Below are 20,056 nucleotides of genomic sequence, written 5' to 3' on the forward strand. Positions count from 1 at the left end.
CCAGGCTCCGCGAGACGCCGAGAGGAGGCGAAGACAGTGGGAAACATCATGATCACCAAAATGACTGGCCAGACCGTTGTCGCTGCCTCCCTGCGTGCCGCCCGTCTGCGGGCGCTCGCCGAGCTCGGTGGAACCGGTCTGGGTCTCGACACCACCGGTGTCTCCGCTCCCGTTGTCAGTGGTCTTGGACACACTGATCTGTGCCTCACGGGCGGCAGGAGCTTCGAAGGCACCTTTGTCGAGACCGGTCTGTCCCGTGACTGGGCGTCGTTCGGTACGTCGTGCTCCCTGCGCGACGAGCGACCGACCCAGGCACCGAAGGCAGCAGTAGCCGCCGCCATGCATGGCGGCTATGCGCAGGTCGTCGGTGCCGGAAACGCCCAGAAGCAGAACGAGCAGCAGATTAACCAGGCCATGGCCGCCTTCACGGGCGCCGAGGCCATCCGGATGCAGGCCTTCCGCGGCCCTGAACCCTGGAGAGAACGAACCTGAGCCAGCCTCAGGTCGGCACCTCCAGGGCCGCGGAACCCGTCACACCGGGATCCGCGGCCCTTCTGTTTTGTCCGGTACGCAAGACCACCCAGGCCCTCCGGGGCCTCCGGCCCAGCACCACCAGTCACCTGGGCCGGAACCACTGAGAAAAGACGAGGAAGACGCCCACAGTGTCCACGGTCATCACACCGCCCACCCCGTCCGTACCGCCGACAAGCCAGATCACCAAGGCCGACCAGGCCGACCCCCCGGAGGTTCCTTCCATGCAGCTCAGCTCGATCGAGCAGGCCGAGTCCCTCGGTCTCCCCATCCCCTGCCGCGCCTTCGACCCCGAGGTCTTCTTCGCGGAGACGCCGGCCGACGTCGAGTACGCGAAGTCGCTCTGCGGCACCTGCCCGGTGAAGGAGGCCTGCCTGGCCGGCGCCCTGGAGCGGCGCGAGCCGTGGGGCGTCTGGGGTGGCGAGCTGTTCGTCCAGGGCGTCGTGGTGGCGCGCAAGCGTCCCCGTGGCCGTCCGCGCAAGACCGAGGTCATGGCATGAACCCCGCCCACGAGGCCAGGGTCGTCCGCCGGGGAGAGCAGCCCCCGCTGGACAGCGCCCTCCGCCGATCCGTGCGGATCGCCGCCGCCAAGGCCGACGCCGCAGCCCGCATCACGTCCCCGAGCAAGCACCACGAGCAGGACCACGACATGAACCCCGCCGCCGTCGATCCCACCGCCCGCGCCGAGCAGGCCACCGAACGTCAGACCCAGAACAGGATCCTCGAGATGCAACTCCTCCACGAATCCCTGGCCCGTGCCCATATGCAAGACAGGCTGCACGAGGCCGAGAACCAACGGCTCGTCAGCCGGGTCGCCCGGGCCCGCAAGCTCAGGCAGCGGGCCGAGCGGGCATCGATGCGCGCCCGCAAGGCGCTCGCCGTCGCGCTGATGTAGCGCTGATACAGCGCTGAAGAAGGGCCCCGCCGGCCCGGAGGGCCCGTCCTCGACAGGCCCCCGCCGGCTCCGGTCCACGGCCGGACACCGGTTCGCCGTCGGACCTTGAACCACCCCCGTCGTGCCGCAGGCCGCTCCCCGTCGTCGGGGGAGCGGCCTGCGGCCGTTGTCGCGCTGTCGGGGTCAGTCCTTGCGGACCCGGGCGGGTTCGGCGGTCCTGGCGGGCTTCACGGGCTTCGTGGGGGTGGCGGGGTTGGCGGGTTCCGCGCGCTCTGCCGACGGCCGCCCGGCGAACTCGGGCAGCCACTCCAGCATCTCCGCGCGGAACGGCGCCTTGGCGCCCAGCTGGCAGAGCACCCCGATGGTGCTCAGCGTCACCCGGTGGATCAGCAGGTACGCGGGCGGCAGGTTCAGCTGCTTGCCCAGGTTGTAGGCGGGCGAGCGCGGGTCGGCGATGCGGGCCGCCTGGGCCCGCATCCAGGTCCGGGTGAAGTGGAAGTTCTCCACCGCGGCCGGCTCGATGATCGGCAGCAGGTAGTCCAGCACCGCGTCCGGGTCCAGCCGGACCGAGGGCTTCACGAAGCCCTCCTCGCGCAGCATCCGGAGCACGCCCGCCGCGTCCCCGGCCAGCGCCATCCGCAGCGAGGCCCCGATCGGGGCCGGCAGCCCGCCGGGCAGCCGGTCCACCGTGCCGAAGTCCAGCACGCCCAGCCGCCAGCCCGACACCGGGCCGTCGTCCTTCAGCAGCCGGAAGTTGCCCGGGTGCGGGTCCGCGTGCAGCAGGCCGGTCCGGGACGGGCCGGCGAACAGGAACCGGGCCAGCAGCTGCCCGGCGCGGTCGCGCTCCTCCTGGGTGCCGCCCGCGATCACCTCGGCCAGCGGGGTGCCGCCCATCCACTCGGTGACCAGCACCTGGTCGGCCTGGGCCACCACGCCCGGCACCACGATGTCCGGGTCGTCCGTGAACTCCTCGGCGTGGCGGCGCTGGGCCTGCGCCTCCAGCTCGTAGTCCAGCTCCTCCGAGACGCGCTCGCGCAGCTCGGTGATCAGCGGCTTGATGTCCAGCCCGGGGATCAGCGGGCCCAGCAGCCAGGCCACCCGGCTCAGCTGCGAGAGGTCCGCGAGCAGCGCGTCCCCCGCCCCCGGGTACTGCACCTTGACGGCGACCGTGCGGCCGTCGTGCCAGACCGCCTTGTGCACCTGGCCGATCGAGGCGGCGGCCGCGGGCCGGTCGTCGAACTCCCGGAACAGCCCGCGCCAGTCGTCACCGAGCCGCTGGGCGAGCGCGGTGTGCACCTTGGCGGCGGGCATCGGGGGAGCGGCGTCCTGGAGCTTGGTGAGCGCCGCCCGGTACGGCCCGGCGACCTCCTCGGGCAGCGCGGCCTCGAAGACGGACAGCACCTGCCCGAACTTCATCGCCCCGCCCTTGAGTTCGCCGAGGACCTTGAACAGCTGGTCCGCGGTGGCCTGTTGGAGCTCGGCGGTGACCACCTCGGCGGAGCGGCCGCCGATCCGCTTGCCCAGGCCGAGCGTGGCGCGACCGGCTATCCCCAGCGGCAGGGCGGCGAGCCGTGCCGTGCGGGTCACTGCCTTGCGCGGAAGATCGCTCACCCCGGGCCTCCATTCCCTGGCCCCCCGGTTCCGGACGGCCGACCATCTCTACGCCATTGTGCCCGCTCCCTGCTGCGTGCCCCTCGGAATTCCGTGGGGCGGGGCGGAGAGTGGCCTCCCTTTGCGGGGAGTTGGGCGGCTTGGTCCGGGGAGGGCGGGGGTGGGGGCAGGTGGTTGCCGCGCAGGAAGTCGGCTCGGCCGACTTCCTGCGCGGTGTTGTGATGCTGCTCGCTTCCCTCTTCCCCGGGGCCCCTCCCCCCTCCCCCCACCCCACCCACCGCCCACCGCCCACCGCCCACCGCACCCACAACCCACCCACCTCGTACCCCGAGCGGTGGCGCCCCGTCCTCTCTGCCGGTCCGTGCCCGTGCCCGGTCCGTGCCCGTGCCCGTGCCGTGCCATGGCCTGTGCCTTGCCCGGGGCAGGGCACAGGCCATGGGAGGCCTCGCACCCGCCCGTGGGGCTTGTCGGCCCCGGCCGGGGGTTCGTCGGGACGGCGGGCCCACCCCGGCCATCGGCTCGTACGGCCGGGTGGGTGCCCGTGGTCCCGTGGGGAGGCCGGAGGCTGCCGAGCCGTGCAGCCGCCGGGCCTGCTCCCGTCAGACTCGTTCTTCTTCTCCTCTTCCGTTCCTCACCCCGGGGGCAGCGGCTGCCAGAGGCAGCCGCAGTCCGGGTGCCCGCGCAGCCGCAGGCGCCGTGGCATGCCGTCCCCGGCCGAGACCTCGCACCAGCCGTCCACGCTCGGTGGGCGCCCGCCGTCCAGGAACACCTGGATGTGCAGGGCCGCCAGGCCGGCGACCGCCGTCGCGAGCGCCGTGTCGCAGGCCGGGGTACGGGCCCGGCCGGGCCCTCCATCGGCCAGCTGGGCCAGGACCCTCGGCCAGGCGGCGTCCTCGTCCTCCCGCCGCAGCACCAGGCAGTGCCCGCAGGCCGACATCCCGGGGATCACCAGTGGCCCGATGACGCCGAACTCCTCGACCACGCCCACGTAGAGGTGCGGCACCCCGGCCCGCAGCAGCAGCCGGGCCTCGTACGTCCCGCCCGCGAAGGCGGCGCTGCCGTCCCGGGGCGCGAGGACCACGAAGTCCGGTGGCGGGTCCCCGGGCCGGCGGCGGGGCACGGGCGCCGGTGGCCGCCCCGCCGCGCGCTGCACGGCCTCCCGGGCCGCCGTCGAGCGCAGCCGGCCGACGTCCCCGGGCGGCAGCCCGGCGGGGGAGCAGTCGCCGGGTTTCACCCGGCCGGTGTCCGTGACCGTGACCGTGCCGGTGCCGCCCGCCGCGAGCACCGCCGCCACGGCGGCGCCGACCCGGCCCGCGCCGCGCACCTCGATCCGCGCGTCGGCCCGGCGGCCCAGGACCGCCGGTGCGGCGCCCGGCCCGGAGTGGACCAGGGAGAGCGAGGCGAGGTCCGGTTCGAGCAGGTCCCGCTGCTGCGCGGGGAAGCGGGCCAGCGCGCGGCGGCCGGCCTCCGCGTCGTCCAGCAGGCCGGTCTCCTCCAGGCCGGTGAGCAGGGTGTCGGCCGGTTCGCGGCCGAGCCCGATGCGTTCTCCCTCGTTCAGGAGCTCCGGTCGGTCGCGCGTCCCGTCGAGCAGCGCGAGGAAGTCGCAGAGGGTCTTGTCGGCGTTGCCGAGCACCCCGGCGAACCGGGTGACGGTGCCGAACTGCAGGGTCTCCGAGTCCCGCCAGCTGCGGGACAGCGCGGGCTTGAGGGCGAGGCGCACGACGATCTTCCTTCCGATCGTTTCCGGACGGCTGACCGCAGCTTGCCCCATCACGCCGATGTCGTGCGCAGAGTTATCCACAGGCCTGTGCTTATGATCACCCCATCCGTTCGCACGCCCTGTGGATAACTGGCCATCCTCCCCGAGGTCGCTTTCCGGACACCCCCCGTCGACTTTTCGTTCCCGATCGCTCCATGAAAGATTCCGGCCATGGCAGCGGACTTCTGTCCGTGGTACCGGGTAACGTCGTGTGCCATGGCAGCCGAGCGGGACTCCCATCCACCGGCGTCGCGTCGGCGTGCCCCCGCAGCGTCCGGGTCGCAGGTCGCGGCGCCGAACACGCGCGGGCGCCCGGACCAGCGGCAGCAGCCGGGGCCGGCCCCGTCGCAGCCGCCGCCCGCCGGTGCCACGGCCCCCGAGGCGCACGACCGCAGCCGGGTCGAGGTGCGCCGCAGCGCCCGCCGCAGCCGTACCGTCTCCGCCTACCGCGAGGGCGACCGCACCATCGTGCTGATCCCGGCCCGGATGTCGCACGCCGAGGAGCAGCGCTGGGTCGCGCAGATGCTGGAGAAGCTCGCCGCCCAGGAGTCCCGGCGGATCCCCGGGGACGAGGCCCTGATGGCCCGGGCCCGCGAGCTGTCGGCCTCCTACCTGGACGACCGCGCCCGGCCCAGCCAGGTCCGCTGGGTCACCAACCAGAACTCCCGCTGGGGCTCCTGCACCCCCAGCGAGGGGACGATCCGCCTCTCCCACCGTCTTCAGGGCATGCCGGAGTACGTGCTGGACTACGTGCTGCTGCACGAGCTGGCGCACCTGCTGGTGCCGGACCACGGCCCGGCGTTCTGGGCGCTACTGGAGGCCTACCCGCGGACCGAGCGGGCCCGCGGCTACCTGGAGGGCGTGGTCTCCGCGGCCCGGCTGCCGCACATCCCCGGCGCCCGGCACGCCGCCCCGGGCCCGACCGGGCCCGATCAGGCGGCCTCCTGCGACTGACGCCGCGGTGATGGGGGAGCCACGGGCGGGCCGGTCCGACCGTAGGAACGACGGAAGGGGGCGCGGGCCGATGCGGCCCGCGCCCCCTTCCGGTGTCGCACCTCAGCCGGTCAGCTGCCGTGCCCGGGCCACCAGGTCGCGCACCGAGTGGTCGGTGAGCTCCGGCAGCCGGTCGTAGTCGAACCAGCGCAGGTCCAGCGACTCCTCGCTGATCAGCGCCTGGGCACCGGCCGGGGCCAGCGCGATGTACTGGACGTCCAGGTGGGTGTTCTCCGGCCGGTCCTTGCCGGCGCAGCGCACCAGGTGCCGGTCCAGCTTGGCCGGCACCGGGGTGCCGCCGCTCTCCAGCAGCACCAGGTCGGGGATGCCGGACTCCTCGACGGCCTCGCGCAGCGCGGCCGAGGCGAGGTCGCGGTCGCCGGGCTCGCAGTGCCCGCCCATCTGGAGCCACATGCCGACCTTGGGGTGCAGGGTCAGCAGCACCCGCCCGGCGGCCGGGTCGACGACCGCCGCGCTCGCGGTGATGTGCGCGGGCAGGCAGGAGCGGTACAGGCCGTCGGGCCGCGCGGCGAGGTGCTCCAGGTAGTCGAGCCGCAGTCGTTCCTGGTCCTGGTCGGCGGGCCGCCACCCGCTCAGCGCGCGGACGGCGTCCGCGTGCAGGCCGGAGGAGGTCTCGGTGGCGGGCGTCTCGGTGGCCGTCATGCGGTGGGCTCGCCCTTCCCGTCGGTGCCGTCCTCGTCGGTCTTCGGCTGCTCGTCCTTCTTGGTGAGGTCGGGCTTGCCGGCCGCGGCCTCGCCGAGCAGCTTGTCGAGCGCGTCGAAGTCGATGCCGCCCTCCAGGTCGTCGGCGGAGCCCCGGTGGACGAAGGCGTCCGGGTCGTCCAGGTCGGCGGCGGTGGGCAGCATGTCCGGGTGCTCCCAGAGCGCGTCGCGGCCCTCGATGCCGCGGGCGTCGGCGAGCAGCGCCCAGAGCCGGGAGGCGTCGCGCAGTCGGCGCGGGCGCAGCTCCAGGCCGACCAGGGTGGCGAAGGTCTGCTCGGCGGGCCCGCCGGCCGCGCGGCGGCGGCGGACGGTCTCGCGCAGCGCGCCGGACTGCGGCAGGTGCGGCTCGGCGGCGGCGTGCACGACGGCGTCGACCCAGCCCTCGACCAGCGCGAGCGCCGTCTCCAGGCGGGCGAGCGCGGCCTTCTGCTCGGGGGTGTCCTCGGGCTGGAGCAGGCCGCCGGCCAGCGCCTCCTGGAGCGCCTCCGGGTTGGTGGGGTCGAGCTGGCCGACCAGCTCCTCCATCCGGGAGGTGTCGACCTTGATGCCGCGCGCGTAGGCCTCGACGGCGCCCAGCAGGTGGGCCCGCAGCCACGGCACGTGGGCGAAGAGCCGCTGGTGGGCGGCCTCGCGCAGGGCGAGGTAGAGCCGGACCTCGTCGGCGGGCACGCTCAGGCCCTCGCCGAACTCGGCGACGTTCTGCGGCAGCAGCGCGGCCTTGCCGGCCGGGGCTAGCGGCAGGCCGATGTCGGCGGAGCCGACCACCTCGCCGGCGAGCGCGCCGAGCGCCTGGCCGATCTGGGTGCCGAACATGGCGCCGCCCATCGAGCGCATCACGCCCATCAGCGGGCCGGCCATGGCCTGCATCTCCTCGGGCAGGACGCCGCCCATGGCGTTGCCGACCCGCTCGGCGACCGGGTCCACCAGGTCCTTCCAGACCGGGAGGGTGGCCTCGATCCACTCGGCGCGGCTCCAGGCGACGGCGGTGCCGGCGCCGGAGGGGAACTCGGTGGAGCCGTCGAGCCACAGGTCGGCCAGGCGGACGGCCTCGGCGACGGCGGAGCGCTCGGCCGCGCTGACCGAGCGGTCCTTGCTCTTGCCCTCGGCGGGCTCGGCGACCACGGTCTGGCGGGCGATGTTCGTGGCGAGGTCCCAGTTCACCGGGCCGCCCTCGAAGGAGAGCATCTGGCCGAGCTGCTGGAAGGCGGCGCCGAGGTCGCCCGGGTTCATGCCGCCGAACATCGCGGCGAAGGGGTTGTCGGCACCGGCGCCGCCGGGGCCGCCCGGGGCGCCGGGCATGCCGAAGAGCGCGCCGAAGGGGTTGCCGCTCCCGAAGCCGAACGGCTGCGGGCCGCTGTCGGACTGCTCCTGGTCCTTCTTCTTCTGCGCGTCGTCGGGCTTGGCCTTGCCGTCCTCGGGCTCCTCTGGCGGAACGCCGAATCCGAAGGGAAGGTCGCTCACGGGGTCCTCGATCCGGTCGGCCGTCATGCGGGTGTGGCGGGAAAGTCTGCGCCCGGGGCGGCGGCGGAGTGGGGGACTCGGGGCGGCTCCCGCGCGGCAGGCCCGCGCCGGGTGCACCACCGGGCCTTCGCCTCGGGCAGGATGGACGTACGTGACACACGTCCGTACGCACATAAAGCTAACCGTGGAGGATGGCCGGTGAGTTCCCCGCCCTCGGACGTTCGCTCTGGGCTGACCGGAGGAGAGACCGGAGGAGAGGACGCGTCGGACACCACGGCGTCGCCGCCTCCAGCCTACGGCGGACGGCCGCTGACCGTGGCGGTCACGGGCGCCGCGGGGGTGCTGGGCGAGCGGGTCGCCGCCCGGCTGGTGGCCTCGCCGCACGTGCGGAAGGTCCTCGCGGTGGACGACCGGCGCGGCGACGTGCCGGGCGTGCAGTGGCGGGTCCTCGACGTGCGTGACCCGGCGGTGGCCGAGCGGCTGGCCGGGGTCGACGTGGTGGTGCACCTGGCGATGGACTTCGGCATGGAGTCGGACGCCCGGGCCCGCAGCGCCTACAACGTGCGCGGCGCCCAGACGGTGCTGACCGCGGCCGCGGCGGCCGGGGTGCACCGCGTGGTGCTGTGCACCTCGGCGATGGTCTACGGCGCGCTGGCCGACAACGAGGTGCCGCTGGCCGAGGACTCCGAGCTGCGGGCCACCGAGGAGGCCTCGCTGGTCGGGGACCTGCTGGAGATCGAGCGGTTGGCCCGGCGGGCGCCGCGCGCCCACCCGGGCCTGCAGGTGACGGTGCTGCGCCCGGCCGTGGTGGTGGGCCCCGGCGTGGACACCGTGCTGACCCGGCACTTCGAGGCGCCCCGGCTGCTGGTGGTGGCCGGCTCCCGGCCGTGCTGGCAGTTCTGCCACGTGGACGACCTGGCGGCGGCGCTGGAGTACGCGGCGCTGGGCCTGGTCGAGGGCGAGGTGACGGTCGGCTGCGACGGCTGGCTGGAGCAGGAGGACGTGGAGCGGCTGTCCGGGATCCGGCGGATGGAGCTGCCGGCCTCGCTGGCGCTCGGTACGGCCGCGCGGCTGCACCGGCTGGGCCTGACCCCGGCCCCGGCCGGGGACCTGGCGTACACGATGTACCCGTGGGTGGTGTCCGGCAGCCGGCTGCACGAGGCGGGCTGGCGCCCGGCGCACACCAACGAGCAGGTGCTGGCCGAGCTGCTGGAGCAGGTGTCCGGCAAGCACGCGGTGGCCGGGCGCCGGCTGGGCGGCAAGGAGGCGGCGACCAGCCTGGGGGCGGCCGGGGCGACGGTGGCGCTGGTCGGTACGGCGGCGCTGGTGCGCCGGGCCCGCAAGCGGCGGCGGTTCTGAGCGGCCGGTCCCGATCGGCCGGTCCTGAGTGCCGGTTCCGATCGGCCGGTGCCGGACGGCGGGGCCCGGCCGGCGGGCGGCGCTCTCCCTCGATTTCTCACGATGCGAAATTCTGGAACCGCGGTGCGGAAAGCACTTGCCCCGGAGCGTCCCGGATGGGGAATCATGGGGTCATGTCCGACAACCACGACCCCATCCGCCTGCTCGCCATCCGCGACACCCCGCTCTCGCTGGACGAGGTGTACGAGGCGGTCGGCGACGACGCGGCCGGCGGCACCACCGTCTTCGTCGGGACGGTCCGGGACCACGACGGCGGCAAGTCGGTCTCCGCGCTGGAGTACAGCTGCCACCCCACCGCCGAGCAGGAGCTGCGCCGGGTCGCCGAGAAGGTGGCCGCGGACTTCCCGGTCCGGGCGCTGGCCGCGGTCCACCGGGTGGGCCGGCTGGAGATCACCGACAAGGCCGTGATCGTCGCCGTCTCCTGCGCCCACCGCGGCGAGGCCTTCGCGGCCGCCCGCCGGCTGATCGACGACCTCAAGCACGAGGTGCCGATCTGGAAGCACCAGGTCTTCTCCGACGGCGCGGAGGAGTGGGTCGGCGCCGGCGACTGCTGAGGCCGGCCCGGACCCGACGGAACCGGACCGGACCGGACCGGACGGCACGGAACCGGACGCGAGGGCACCGAGCCGGTCGGAACCGAACGGCACACCTCGCGCGTCCGTCGGGTCAGGCGCGCCGCGGTCTCACTCCAACGGGTCCGTGCCGGCGCTCCGGATACTCCCTGGAAGTGAGCCGATCGGCCGTCCCGTAACCCGGACGGCGCCGGCCGCGTTGTCCGCCGGAGTGGTTAATCTGCTCATAGACACGACGAGCTGGGAGTGCTGGTATGGGTGTGCTCGCCTGGTTGATCATTCCGGTTGTCGCCGTCCTGGTCGCCGCCCTCTGGGCGGGGTGGGCCCAGCGGGCCCCGCGGGCCACCGGCGATCCGGCCTCACTCGCCGAACACCGGCGCTTCATGGCCGCGATGGAACGCACCACCGCGGGCGCTGCCGCCCCGGGTGAGGGCTCCGGCCGGTAGCCCGGCGGGCGCCGCTTCAGGCACGTCCCGTACTGTCGAGGCATGCCACGCCGCTCCGCGACGATGCTCGCTGCCACCCTGCTGCTCATAGCGCTGCTCTGCGTCTCGGTGCTGATGAAGGTGCCGTACACGGAGATGAGCCCGGGGCCGACGTACAACACGCTCGGCAACCAGGGCGGCAAGCCGGTGATCAGCATCAGCGGGCACGAGTCGTACCCGACGACCGGGCACCTCAACATGACCACCGTCCAGGTCACCGGGGCCAAGTACGAGCCCAGCCTGGTCAACGCGGTGGTCGGCTGGCTGCGGGACGACGTGCTGGTGGTGCCGCACGACAACGTCTACCCCAAGGGGCAGTCGGACGCGGACGCCAAGAAGCAGAACGCCGAGGAGTTCGCCTCCTCCGAGGACAGCGCCCGCACCGCGGCGCTCAAGCAGCTGGGCGTGCCGGTCGGCAGCGAGCTGATCGTGAAGTCGGTCACCGCGGGCGCCCCGGCCGAGGGCCGGCTGCACGCGGGCGACCAGATCGTGGCCGTGGACGGCGTCCCGGCCGGCTCGGTCGAGCAGGTGGTCGCGGCGGTCACCAAGCACAAGCCGGGCGAGTCGGCGGTCTTCACCGTCGTGCCGCGGGTCAAGGACGCGAACGGCGTCGCCACGGCGGGCGGGAAGACCGACGTCACCGTCCCGACCGTCCGGGCCAAGGACCTCGACCCGAAGGCCCCCGCCGAGCGGGCGGAGCTCGCGGTGGTGGGCATCGGCACCGGGATCCGGCACACCTACCCGTTCCAGATCGACATCGGGCTGCAGGACGTCGGCGGCCCGAGCGCCGGGCTGATGTTCTCGCTCGGCATCATCGACAAGCTCACCCCGGGCGGCGACCTCACCGGCGGCAAGTTCGTGGCCGGCACCGGGACCATCGACGACGACGGCAAGGTCGGGCCGATCGGCGGCATCTCGATGAAGCTGATCGCCGCCCGGGACGCCGGTGCCGAGTACTTCTTCACCCCGTCCTCGAACTGCGCCGAGGCCACCAAGAACGTCCCGTCCGGGCTGACCCTGATCAAGACGGACACGCTGGACAGCGCGCTGAAGTCGCTGGAGCAGGTCCGCTCCGGGCAGACCTCCGCGCTGCCGTCCTGCGCCGCCAAGTAGCGGCCGGGCAGTCGCCGAGCAGCGGCCGGGTAGTCACCGGGTAGCCGCCGGGCAGCGGTCGGGCCGTCGGCACGGGGCCTGCCGGGCAGCCGCCGGGGCGGCCGCCCGGGAACGTCGGCGGGAAGGCGTCAGGCGAAGGTCGCCAGCAGCGCGTCGGTCAGGCCGGGCACCAGGTCGGGGCCGGTCAGCACCTCGCGGGCGACGTCCTTGGAGCGCAGCCGCAGCGCGATCTCCTTCTTGCCGCCGCGGAGCACCGCGGCGGTGATCCGCACCTCCTCGCGCTTGGGGTGGTTGGCCACCCACTCGGCGAGCTGGGCGTCGGAGGCGCCGCGCGGGCGGGACTGCTCGGCGCCCGGGGGCAGCATGAGGCGCTCGACGACCAGGGCGCAGCCGGCCACGGAGTCGGGCCAGGCGATGGTGCCGAGGAACTTGTCGAGCTCCATGCCGGCCGGCAGCTCGTCCTGCTCGATCGGGGTCAGGCCGGGCTCGTCGCCGTCGGCGAGGCCGAGCTGCTTGGCGATCTTCGGGTTGGCCTTGCGCAGGGCGGCGCTGTCCACCAGGGCGAACAGCCGGGCCGGGAGGTCCCAGCCGAGGGTGGAGGCGTACTCGTCGATCTCCAGCGCGGCCCGGGTCAGCGGGGTGGCGGCCGGGAGCTTGGAGACGTCGTCGGGGGAGTTGTTCAGATCAGACGCGTCGGACATGCCTCAATCCTCACACGCCGGGCGGGGCGCGCTCGCCGGAAGGCCGCCGGGGGCGGTCGGGGGGTCGTCGCGGGGGTTGTCGCGGGCCGTCGGGAGGGCCGGGGGAGCCGTGGCGGGGACGGCCGGCGGCGGGCGGCCGTCGTAACCGTCTGCTAACGGTGGGAACTCGGCCAAAGCCTGGTTAAGTTGCTCTGACGACCGACCCCATTCAGACGACACAGCCGAGGTGCCACCGTGGTCTTCCAGATGCCCGAACGCTCAGGGCCGGGTTTCCGGCGCAGGGTAGGTCCGCCCTCCCGGCGGGCGCGGGTGGCCCTGCTGACCCTGGGCGTGCTCGCGGTGCTCTTCCTGCTGTTCGTCATGTTCGCGGGCTTCTGGACGGACTGGCTGTGGTTCAGGTCGGTCCACTTCTCCTCGGTGTTCACCACCCAGCTGTGGACGAAGATCGGCCTGTTCGGGGTGTTCGGCCTGCTGATGGCGGTGATCGTCGGCTTCAACATCTGGCTGGCGCACCGGCTGCGGCCGCCGCTGTCGGCGATGTCGGTGGAGCAGCAGAGCCTGGACCGCTACCGGTCGGGCCTGGCGCCGTTCAAGCGCTGGGCGCTGATCGGGGTCTCGCTGGTGATCGGCCTGGTGGCCGGCGCCGCGGCCTCGGGCCAGTGGCGGACCTGGCTGATGTGGACGAACTCGACCTCCTTCGGTGAGAAGGACTCGCAGTTCGGCATGGACGTCTCGTTCTACGCCTTCGACCTGCCGTTCTACGAGTTCGTGCTGGGCTTCGCGTTCAGCGCGGTGATCGTCTCGCTGCTGACCTCGGCGCTGGTGCACTACCTGTACGGCGGGCTGCGGCTGCAGGGCCCGGGGCGCCGGGCGAGCGCGGGCGCGCAGGGGCACCTGGCGGTGCTGCTGGGCGTGTTCGTGCTGCTGAAGGCCGTCGCGTACTGGCTGGACCGGTACGCGCTGGCGGTGAAGACCGGCTCGTACAAGGGCGTCTCGGGCTGGACGGGTCTGCGCTACGTGGACGCCAACGCGTTCCTGCCGGCCAAGACCATCCTGTTCTTCGTCGCGATCATCTGCGCGGTGCTGTTCTTCCTGACCCCGATCCGCCGCACCTGGGCCCCGGCCCTGATCGGCCTGGGGCTGATGGTGCTGTCGGCGGTGCTGATCGGCGGGCTGTACCCGGCGATCGTGCAGCAGTTCCAGGTCAAGCCGAACGAGCAGGCCAAGGAGACGCCGTACATCCAGAAGAACATCGACGCCACCCGCCAGGCGTACGGGATCGCGGACGCGCAGACCACCCAGTACACCCCGCAGGGCACGACCAACGCCGACGCGCTCAAGCCGGACGCGCAGACCATCGCGGACATCCGGCTGCTGGACCCGAACGTCGTCTCGCCGGCGTTCCAGTCGCTGGAGCAGCAGCGCAACTACTACGCCTTCCCGAACACGCTGGACGTGGACCGCTACGGCACCGGGCAGGACAAGCAGGACAGCGTGATCGGCCTGCGCGAGCTCGACCTCAACGGCGTGCAGCGCAACTGGATCAACGACCACTTCAAGTACACCCACGGCTACGGCGCGGTGGTCGCCAAGGGCAACCAGGTCGACGACAAGGGCCAGCCGGTGTTCACCGAGTCGGGCCTGCCGGCCACCGGCACGCTGGGCGACTACCAGCAGCGGATCTACTACGGCGAGAAGACCACCACGTACTCGATCGTCGGCGGCGCCAACAAGGAGATCGACTACACCGATCCCAAGACCGGCCAGAACGCCGAGTACACCTACTCCGGCGGCAGCGGCGTCTCGCTGGACAACCCGCTGACCCGGGCCGCGTACGCGGTGCGCTTCACGGAGCCGCAGATCCTCTACGCGGGGGCCATCACCGACGGCGCCAAGGTCATCTACAACCGCACGCCGAAGGAGCGGGTGGAGAAGGTCGCGCCGTGGCTGTCGATCGACGCCGACCCGTACCCGGTGGTGCAGGACGGCCGCGTGGTCTGGGTGCTGGACGGCTACACCACCTCGGACGGCTTCCCGTTCTCCTCGAAGACGACGCTGGGCGCCGCCACCAAGGACTCGCTGACCAACCAGCGCGGTGAGCTGCTGACCGCCGCCAACCAGGTCAACTACATCCGCAACTCGGTCAAGGCCACGGTGGACGCCTACACCGGCGAGGTGAAGCTCTACCAGTGGGACGACAAGGACCCGGTCCTGAAGACCTGGATGAAGGCCTTCCCGGGCACCGTCGAGCCGAAGGCGGACATCCCGCAGACGCTGCTGCCGCACCTGCGCTACCCGCAGGACATGTTCAAGGTGCAGCGCGACCTGCTCGGCCAGTACCACGTCACCGACGCCAACTCCTTCTTCAACGGCAGTGACATCTGGCAGGTCCCGGTGGACCCGAGCAGCGACACCAAGCAGGTCCAGCCGCCGTACTACGTGACGGTGCGGATGCCGGACACGAACACCGCGAACTTCTCGCTCACCAGCACCTTCGTGCCCAACCAGCGGCCCAACCTGGCGGCCTTCATGGCCGTCAACGCGGACCCGGGGGACGACTACGGGAAGATCCGCATCCTGAAGATGACGGGCGAGAGCGGCGCCCCCGGCCCCGGCCTGGTGCAGTCGAAGTTCAACTCCCGCCAGGAGGTGGCCAACCAGATCTTCGCCCTGAAGAGCGGCGGGGACGCCGAGCTGGAGTACGGCAACCTGCTGACCCTGCCGGTCGGCGGCGGGCTGCTCAACATCGAGCCGGTGTACGTGCGCGGTCGCGGTGCCAAGTACCCGACGATGCAGAAGGTCCTGGCGGTGTACGGGGACGACAACGTGGCGTTCGAGGACACCCTGGAGGCCGCGCTGAAGAAGGTGTTCGGCGGGGCGCCCCCGTCGACCACCCCGATCGTGCCGTCCACGCCGGGCACCGGGACCGCTCCGACCACCACCCCGACGGCGCCCGCGACGCCGGCGCCGGGCGGGACGATCTCGCCGGAGCTCCAGAAGGCGCTCTCGGACGCGGAGAAGGCGTACGGCGACAGCCAGACCGCGTTCAAGAACGGCGACTGGGTGGCCTACGGCAACGCCCAGAAGGCGCTCGGCGACGCCCTGAAGGCCGCGGAGGCGGCCCGCGGCGGCAGCCCGGCGCCGGCCCCGGCCGGCACTCCCGCCCCGGGCGCCACCGGCGGCGGATCGCCCAGCCCGCAGCCGTAGTCCGCGGAGGCGGCCGCTGAGCTGCGGTAACCGTTTTCCGTTCCACCCCGCGCCCGTGCTATGGTTTAACCACCGACGCGGGGTGGAGCAGCTCGGTAGCTCGCTGGGCTCATAACCCAGAGGTCGCAGGTTCAAATCCTGTCCCCGCTACAAAGGCCAGAGGCCCGGAGGATTCTTCCTCCGGGCCTCTGGTGTTTCCCGCGCCGCTCCCGGGCCGTTCTCGTCCGGAAGCGGCGGGAACCGCTCCGGTACTATCGACCGTCGCCAAGGAGGACGGCAACGGGGTTTGTGGGGTTGACGTGTCGGGAAATCGACAAAGCGCCGAAGCAATTTCGTCGGCTTCGGGTCGGCCCCGCCGGAATTCGGCCGGGGCAGGTGTACGCGGGTACTGGGTGATGCGACGATGGGACACATGGGGGACGGTGCGCGGCCGCTGACCGGCCGTCGGGTCCGGCGCCTCCCCTGGGAGTCCCCCCGGACGCACGCCGGGGCACGATGCCGCGACACTCTGGGGGAGCGGGAGTCGGCATGAGGCTGATCGGCAAGTCAGGCGCCAGGTCCTCGGCGGCCGCCGAGGCGGACACCGACGCCTGGGCGGAGAGCGCCGAGCGCACGGCCAACCACCCCGGAGCCCTGCCCGCCCAGCGCACCAGCGGACTGTCCGAGCGCCCCCCGACCCAGGGCTACGGGCCCGACAGCCTCGTCCACGTGTCGACCCGTCAGTTCGCCGCCGCCGTCGGCGCGTACGGGGAGCAGCCCGGCGGGGAGCCGGGCGCCGGCGCCGCGATCGACCCGGCCGGCCTCGACTCGACCAGCTTCGAGACCGCCCTCGCCGCCCGCGAGTCCGCCGCGCTGGAGGCCCGCCACCGGCAGGCCGCCGACGGCGGTGACCCGGACGCCGCCTGCCGGCTCGGCACCCTGCTGCTGCGCCGCGGCGAACTGGAGGACGCCGAGCCCTACCTGCGCGCCGCCGCGGCCGCCGGGGTGCGCGCCGCCGCCAACAACCTCGGCGTGCTGCTGCACCAGCAGGGCCACCGAGCCGAGGCCGGGCAGTGGTGGCGCCAGGCCGCCGTGGCCGGCAGCGCGCCGGCCGCGCACGCGCTCGGGCTGCAACTGCGCGACCAGGGCGAGGAGGAGGCCGCCGAGTACTGGCTGCACTACGCCGCCGACCACGGCCACCCGCTGGGCGCCTACGCCCTGGGCGACCTGATGGAGCACCGGCGGGACGTGCGCGCCGAGCGCTGGTTCAAGGTCTCCGCCGACGCCGGGCACCGGGAGGCCTCCTACCGGCTGGCCCGGATGCGCGAGGCCGCCGGGGACAAGGAGACCGCCGAGACCTGGTACCGCACCGCCGCCGCCCGCAGCCACGCCCGCGCCGCGCTGCGCCTGGGCGTGCTGCTGGAGGAGCGGGCCCGCACCGACCGGTCGCTGCTGGACGAGGCGGCCCGCTGGTACCGGCAGGCCGCGCAGAACGGGGAGCCGCGCGCGGCCTGCGCGCTGGGCTTCCTGCTGCGCGACTCCGGGGACCTGGCGGCCGCCGCCGAGTGGTGGCAGGAGGCCGCCGAGGCCGGGGACGGCAACGCCGCCAACGCGCTGGGGGCGCTGCACGCGAGCCGCGGCGAGGCCGCCGCGGCCGAGCGCTGGTACCGGGCCGCGCTGGACGCGGGCGACCAGAACGGCGCCTTCAACCTCGGCCTGCTCTGCGCCGGCACCGGCCGCGAGCAGCAGGCCGAGCAGTGGTACCGCCGGGCCGCGTACGCGGGGCACCGGGAGGCCTGCAACGCGCTGGCCGTGGTGTTGCTGCAGCGCGGCGACGAGTCCGGTGCCCAGCCCTGGTTCTCCAAGGCGGCCGAGGCCGGCAGCGTGGACGGGGCGTTCAACCTCGGCGTGCTGCACGCCGGGCGCGGCGAGCAGCAGCAGGCCCAGGAGTGGTACGCGCGGGCCGCGGCCGAGGGGCACGGCGAGGCGGCCCTGCAGCTCGCGGTCGTCCAGGAGCAGCGCGGCAACCTGGGCGGGGCGCTGGAGCGCTACCGGCAGGCGGCGGCCGGCGGCTCGGCCGAGGGCGCGTTCCGGCTGGCCTCGCTGCTGGACCGGCGCGGGGACGCGGACGCCGAGGCCGAGCACTGGTACGCGCTGGCGGCCGACGCCGGGCACCGCCGGGCGCAGGTGCGGATGGGTGTGCGGGCGGCCGAGCGCGGGGCGCTGGAGATCGCCGAGAGCTGGTACCGGCGGGCCGCCGAGGCGGGCAGCCGCAGTGCCGCGTTCAACCTGGGGCTGCTGCTGGCCCGGCAGGACAGCGAGGCCGAGGCGATGCTCTGGTACACCCGGGCCGCCGACGCCGGGCACGGCCGGGCGGCGCTGCGCCTGGCGCTGCTGGCGCTGCGCCGCGGGGAGCCGATGCAGGCGGAGAACTGGTGCCGGCGGGCGATCGACTCCGGGCCGGCCGAGGTGGCGGAGCGGGCCGGGCGGCTGCTGGGCGCGCTGAACGCGGAGTTGAGCGCGTAGCGGGGCAACCGGGCGGCTGGGGGCGGCGGTTCGGCCGGGGCGGCTGGGGGTAGCCGGGAGGCAGGGGGCAACCGGCGGGCTAGGGGCGGCAGTTCGGGCACAGGCCGCGGTAGGTGACCTCGGCGGCGGTGACGGTGAAGCCGAAGCGCTCGGCGGCGGGGAGGGCGGCGAGCGGGTCGCCCTGCGGCTGGACGTCGCGGATCGCGCCGCAGCCCGAGCAGATCAGGTGCTGGTGGGCGCGGTGGGCGTTGGGGTCGTAGCGCTTGGCGCGGCCGTCGGCGGCGACCTCCAGGACCTCGCCGAGGGCGACGAGTTCGCCGAGCGTGTTGTAGACGGTGGCGCGGCTGATCTCCGGCAGTCGGGTCGTCGCGCGGGCGTGCACCTCGTCCGCGGTGAGGTGGACGTGTTCGCCGTCCAGGACCTCGGCCACGACCCGGCGCTGCGAGGTCAGCCGCCAGCCTCTCGCGCGCAGTCTCTCCAGCAGGTCGCTCATGCCCTCCAGAGTAGGTCACCCTCCGAGATTGGTTCCAGTATTGACTTGGACAAAGTCCAAGTTAGGATCGTGTCATCACGACCGGATACCGCGGAGGCACTCCCATGACGACCCAGGACGAGCTGCGCCCGACCCTGACCACGGAGGCGGGTGCCCCCGTCGCCGACAACCAGAACACCGAGACGGCGGGCCCCGGGGGCCCGGCGCTCATCCAGGACCAGCTGCTGTTCGAGAAGCTCGCGCACTTCAACCGCGAGCGGATCCCGGAGCGCGTGGTGCACGCCCGCGGCGCCGGCGCGTACGGCACCTTCACCGTGACCGCGGACCTGACGCCCTGGACCCGGGCGGCGTTCCTCTCCGAGGTCGGCAAGCAGACCGAGACGTTCCTGCGCTTCTCCACGGTGGCGGGCAACCTCGGCGCGGCCGACGCGGTGCGCGACCCGCGCGGCTTCGCGCTGAAGTTCTACACCGAGGAGGGCAACTACGACCTCGTCGGCAACAACACCCCGGTGTTCTTCATCAAGGACGCCATCAAGTTCCCCGACTTCATCCACACCCAGAAGCGCGACCCGTACACCGGCTCGCAGGAGGCGGACAACGTCTGGGACTTCTGGGGCCTGTCGCCCGAGGCCACCCACCAGGTGACCTGGCTGTTCGGCGACCGCGGCATCCCGGCCTCGTACCGGCACATGAACGGCTACGGCTCGCACACCTACCAGTGGCAGAACGAGGCCGGCGAGCACTTCTGGGTCAAGTACCACTTCAAGACCGACCAGGGCATCCGCAACCTCACCCAGGCCGAGGCCAACACCCTCGCCGGCGAGGACCCGGACAGCCACCAGCGCGACCTGCGCGAGTCGATCGAGCGCGGCGAGTTCCCCAGCTGGACGGTGCAGGTCCAGATCATGCCGGCGGCCGACGCGGCGAACTACCGCTTCAACCCCTTCGACCTGACCAAGGTCTGGCCGCACGCCGACTACCCGCCGATCGAGATCGGGAAGCTGGAGCTCAACCGCAACCCCGACAACGTCTTCGCCGAGGTCGAGCAGTCGGTCTTCTCCCCGGCGCACTTCGTGCCCGGCATCGGCCCGTCCCCGGACAAGATGCTCCAGGGCCGCCTGTTCGCGTACGCCGACGCCCACCGCTACCGGGTCGGCATCAACGCCGACCACCTGCCGGTGAACCGTCCGCACGCCACCGAGGCCCGCACCAACAGCCGGGACGGCTACCTGTACGACGGCCGCCACGGCCGGCAGAAGAACTACGAGCCGAACAGCTTCGGCGGCCCGGTGCAGACCGGCCGTCCGCTGTGGGCCGCGACCGCCGTCGACGGCCCCACCGGCAACCACGTCGCGCCCTCGCACGCCGAGGACGACGACTTCGTGCAGGCCGGCGACCTCTACCGGCTGTTCTCCGAGGAGGAGAAGCAGCGCCTGGTCGCCAACCTGGCGGGCTTCATCGCCAAGGTCTCGGCCGACCGCGAGGACATCGTGGAGCGGGCGGTCGACAACTTCCGCAAGGCCGACGCCGACTTCGGGCAGCGGCTGGACGCGGCGGTCCGGGAGCTGCGCAAGCAGTAGCCCCGCGTA

The 20,056-nt window shown here is 73.4% G+C and carries 17 protein-coding genes and 1 tRNA gene; 12 read left to right on the forward strand and 6 right to left on the reverse strand.

Annotated features, from left to right (window positions below; translation table 11 throughout):
• Positions 1-36: 36 nt before the first annotated feature.
• The 3 genes from ACFVU7_RS06230 (at position 37) to ACFVU7_RS06240 (ending at position 1,426) form a co-directional block, all read left to right on the forward strand.
• Entirely contained in the window at positions 37-492 is a 456-nt protein-coding gene (locus tag ACFVU7_RS06230) for a hypothetical protein (RefSeq protein WP_049659087.1), read from the forward strand.
• 170 nt (positions 493-662) lie between these two features.
• A complete protein-coding gene (locus ACFVU7_RS06235) occupies positions 663-1,031 on the forward strand; it encodes a WhiB family transcriptional regulator (RefSeq protein ID WP_369808359.1) in 369 nt (122 codons plus the stop codon).
• Positions 1,028-1,426, forward strand: a complete 399-nt coding sequence (locus ACFVU7_RS06240) for a hypothetical protein (RefSeq protein WP_063780373.1) — start codon at positions 1,028-1,030, stop codon at positions 1,424-1,426. The genes ACFVU7_RS06235 and ACFVU7_RS06240 overlap by 4 nt, the downstream gene beginning before the upstream one ends.
• A gap of 183 nt (positions 1,427-1,609) precedes the next feature.
• Here ACFVU7_RS06240 and ACFVU7_RS06245 read toward each other — a convergent pair whose 3' ends face one another.
• Positions 1,610-3,037, reverse strand: coding sequence for an ABC1 kinase family protein (locus ACFVU7_RS06245; RefSeq protein ID WP_387968390.1), 1,428 nt, complete (start codon positions 3,035-3,037; stop codon positions 1,610-1,612).
• A gap of 631 nt (positions 3,038-3,668) precedes the next feature.
• Entirely contained in the window at positions 3,669-4,757 is a 1,089-nt protein-coding gene (locus tag ACFVU7_RS06250; RefSeq protein WP_388044498.1) for a ThiF family adenylyltransferase, read from the reverse strand.
• Between the two features lie 255 nt (positions 4,758-5,012).
• On the opposite strand from ACFVU7_RS06250, the gene ACFVU7_RS06255 reads away from it, so the two are divergent.
• Positions 5,013-5,750: a M48 family metallopeptidase gene (locus ACFVU7_RS06255; RefSeq protein WP_259316727.1), complete on the forward strand. Its 738-nt coding sequence runs from the start codon at positions 5,013-5,015 to the stop codon at positions 5,748-5,750.
• Positions 5,751-5,852: 102 nt separating this feature from the next.
• Here the strand turns inward: ACFVU7_RS06255 and ACFVU7_RS06260 are convergent, their stop codons facing one another.
• Together ACFVU7_RS06260 and ACFVU7_RS06265 are read right to left on the reverse strand one after the other, a co-directional pair.
• Positions 5,853-6,452 (reverse strand): NUDIX hydrolase, encoded by a 600-nt coding sequence (locus ACFVU7_RS06260; protein ID WP_049660410.1) that lies wholly within the window; start codon positions 6,450-6,452, stop codon positions 5,853-5,855.
• Complete coding sequence (locus ACFVU7_RS06265) at positions 6,449-7,972, reverse strand: zinc-dependent metalloprotease (protein WP_074001562.1); 1,524 nt, start codon at positions 7,970-7,972, stop codon at positions 6,449-6,451. Before ACFVU7_RS06265 ends, ACFVU7_RS06260 begins: the two co-directional genes overlap by 4 nt.
• A 198-nt stretch (positions 7,973-8,170) precedes the next feature.
• Here ACFVU7_RS06265 and ACFVU7_RS06270 point away from each other — a divergent pair, with 198 nt between their 5' ends.
• The 4 genes from ACFVU7_RS06270 to ACFVU7_RS06285 all read left to right on the forward strand — a co-directional run bounded on the left by ACFVU7_RS06270 (position 8,171) and on the right by ACFVU7_RS06285 (position 11,561).
• The gene (locus ACFVU7_RS06270; protein WP_107086545.1) at positions 8,171-9,331 is read left to right on the forward strand and encodes an NAD-dependent epimerase/dehydratase family protein; all 1,161 of its coding nucleotides are present in this window, start codon (positions 8,171-8,173) and stop codon (positions 9,329-9,331) included.
• A 173-nt stretch (positions 9,332-9,504) separates the two neighbouring features.
• Positions 9,505-9,945: a molybdenum cofactor biosynthesis protein MoaE gene (locus ACFVU7_RS06275; RefSeq protein ID WP_241852763.1), complete on the forward strand. Its 441-nt coding sequence runs from the start codon at positions 9,505-9,507 to the stop codon at positions 9,943-9,945.
• Positions 9,946-10,235: 290 nt separating this feature from the next.
• A complete protein-coding gene (locus ACFVU7_RS06280; RefSeq protein WP_234348548.1) occupies positions 10,236-10,409 on the forward strand; it encodes a hypothetical protein in 174 nt (57 codons plus the stop codon).
• A gap of 42 nt (positions 10,410-10,451) precedes the next feature.
• Complete coding sequence (locus ACFVU7_RS06285) at positions 10,452-11,561, forward strand: PDZ domain-containing protein (RefSeq protein ID WP_049655905.1); 1,110 nt, start codon at positions 10,452-10,454, stop codon at positions 11,559-11,561.
• 128 nt (positions 11,562-11,689) lie between these two features.
• On the opposite strand, the gene ACFVU7_RS06290 is transcribed toward ACFVU7_RS06285, so the two are convergent.
• Positions 11,690-12,262 (reverse strand): PPA1309 family protein, encoded by a 573-nt coding sequence (locus ACFVU7_RS06290; RefSeq protein WP_049655907.1) that lies wholly within the window; start codon positions 12,260-12,262, stop codon positions 11,690-11,692.
• 246 nt (positions 12,263-12,508) lie between these two features.
• Here ACFVU7_RS06290 and ACFVU7_RS06295 point away from each other — a divergent pair, with 246 nt between their 5' ends.
• From ACFVU7_RS06295 to ACFVU7_RS06305, 3 genes are all read left to right on the forward strand, one after another.
• Positions 12,509-15,469, forward strand: a complete 2,961-nt coding sequence (locus ACFVU7_RS06295) for a UPF0182 family protein (RefSeq protein WP_074001563.1) — start codon at positions 12,509-12,511, stop codon at positions 15,467-15,469.
• 76 nt (positions 15,470-15,545) lie between these two features.
• Positions 15,546-15,619 (forward strand) — tRNA-Met (locus ACFVU7_RS06300).
• 378 nt (positions 15,620-15,997) lie between these two features.
• Positions 15,998-17,974: a tetratricopeptide repeat protein gene (locus ACFVU7_RS06305; protein ID WP_220450059.1), complete on the forward strand. Its 1,977-nt coding sequence runs from the start codon at positions 15,998-16,000 to the stop codon at positions 17,972-17,974.
• Between the two features lie 79 nt (positions 17,975-18,053).
• Here the strand turns inward: ACFVU7_RS06305 and ACFVU7_RS06310 are convergent, their stop codons facing one another.
• A complete protein-coding gene (locus ACFVU7_RS06310; protein WP_049655052.1) occupies positions 18,054-18,467 on the reverse strand; it encodes a Fur family transcriptional regulator in 414 nt (137 codons plus the stop codon).
• 104 nt (positions 18,468-18,571) lie between these two features.
• On the opposite strand from ACFVU7_RS06310, the gene ACFVU7_RS06315 reads away from it, so the two are divergent.
• On the forward strand, positions 18,572-20,047 hold the full coding sequence (locus ACFVU7_RS06315; RefSeq protein ID WP_380779350.1) for a catalase: 1,476 nt from the start codon (positions 18,572-18,574) through the stop codon (positions 20,045-20,047).
• Positions 20,048-20,056 lie beyond the last annotated feature (9 nt).

This window comes from Kitasatospora sp. NPDC058046, assembly GCF_042885595.1.
In the GTDB taxonomy this organism is placed as follows: domain Bacteria; phylum Actinomycetota; class Actinomycetes; order Streptomycetales; family Streptomycetaceae; genus Kitasatospora.

What these genes read in the sequence shown, in the direction of transcription:
- ACFVU7_RS06315 (WP_380779350.1), top strand. Translation starts at nt 18,572, where the DNA reads ATGACGACCCAGGACGAGCTGCGCCCGACCCTGACCACGGAGGCGGGT.
- ACFVU7_RS06310 (WP_049655052.1), bottom strand. Translation starts at nt 18,467, where the DNA reads ATGAGCGACCTGCTGGAGAGACTGCGCGCGAGAGGCTGGCGGCTGACC.
- ACFVU7_RS06260 (WP_049660410.1), bottom strand. Translation starts at nt 6,452, where the DNA reads ATGACGGCCACCGAGACGCCCGCCACCGAGACCTCCTCCGGCCTGCAC.
- ACFVU7_RS06275 (WP_241852763.1), top strand. Translation starts at nt 9,505, where the DNA reads ATGTCCGACAACCACGACCCCATCCGCCTGCTCGCCATCCGCGACACC.
- ACFVU7_RS06290 (WP_049655907.1), bottom strand. Translation starts at nt 12,262, where the DNA reads ATGTCCGACGCGTCTGATCTGAACAACTCCCCCGACGACGTCTCCAAG.
- ACFVU7_RS06295 (WP_074001563.1), top strand. Translation starts at nt 12,509, where the DNA reads ATGCCCGAACGCTCAGGGCCGGGTTTCCGGCGCAGGGTAGGTCCGCCC.
- ACFVU7_RS06285 (WP_049655905.1), top strand. Translation starts at nt 10,452, where the DNA reads ATGCCACGCCGCTCCGCGACGATGCTCGCTGCCACCCTGCTGCTCATA.
- ACFVU7_RS06255 (WP_259316727.1), top strand. Translation starts at nt 5,013, where the DNA reads ATGGCAGCCGAGCGGGACTCCCATCCACCGGCGTCGCGTCGGCGTGCC.
- ACFVU7_RS06240 (WP_063780373.1), top strand. Translation starts at nt 1,028, where the DNA reads ATGAACCCCGCCCACGAGGCCAGGGTCGTCCGCCGGGGAGAGCAGCCC.
- ACFVU7_RS06305 (WP_220450059.1), top strand. Translation starts at nt 15,998, where the DNA reads ATGAGGCTGATCGGCAAGTCAGGCGCCAGGTCCTCGGCGGCCGCCGAG.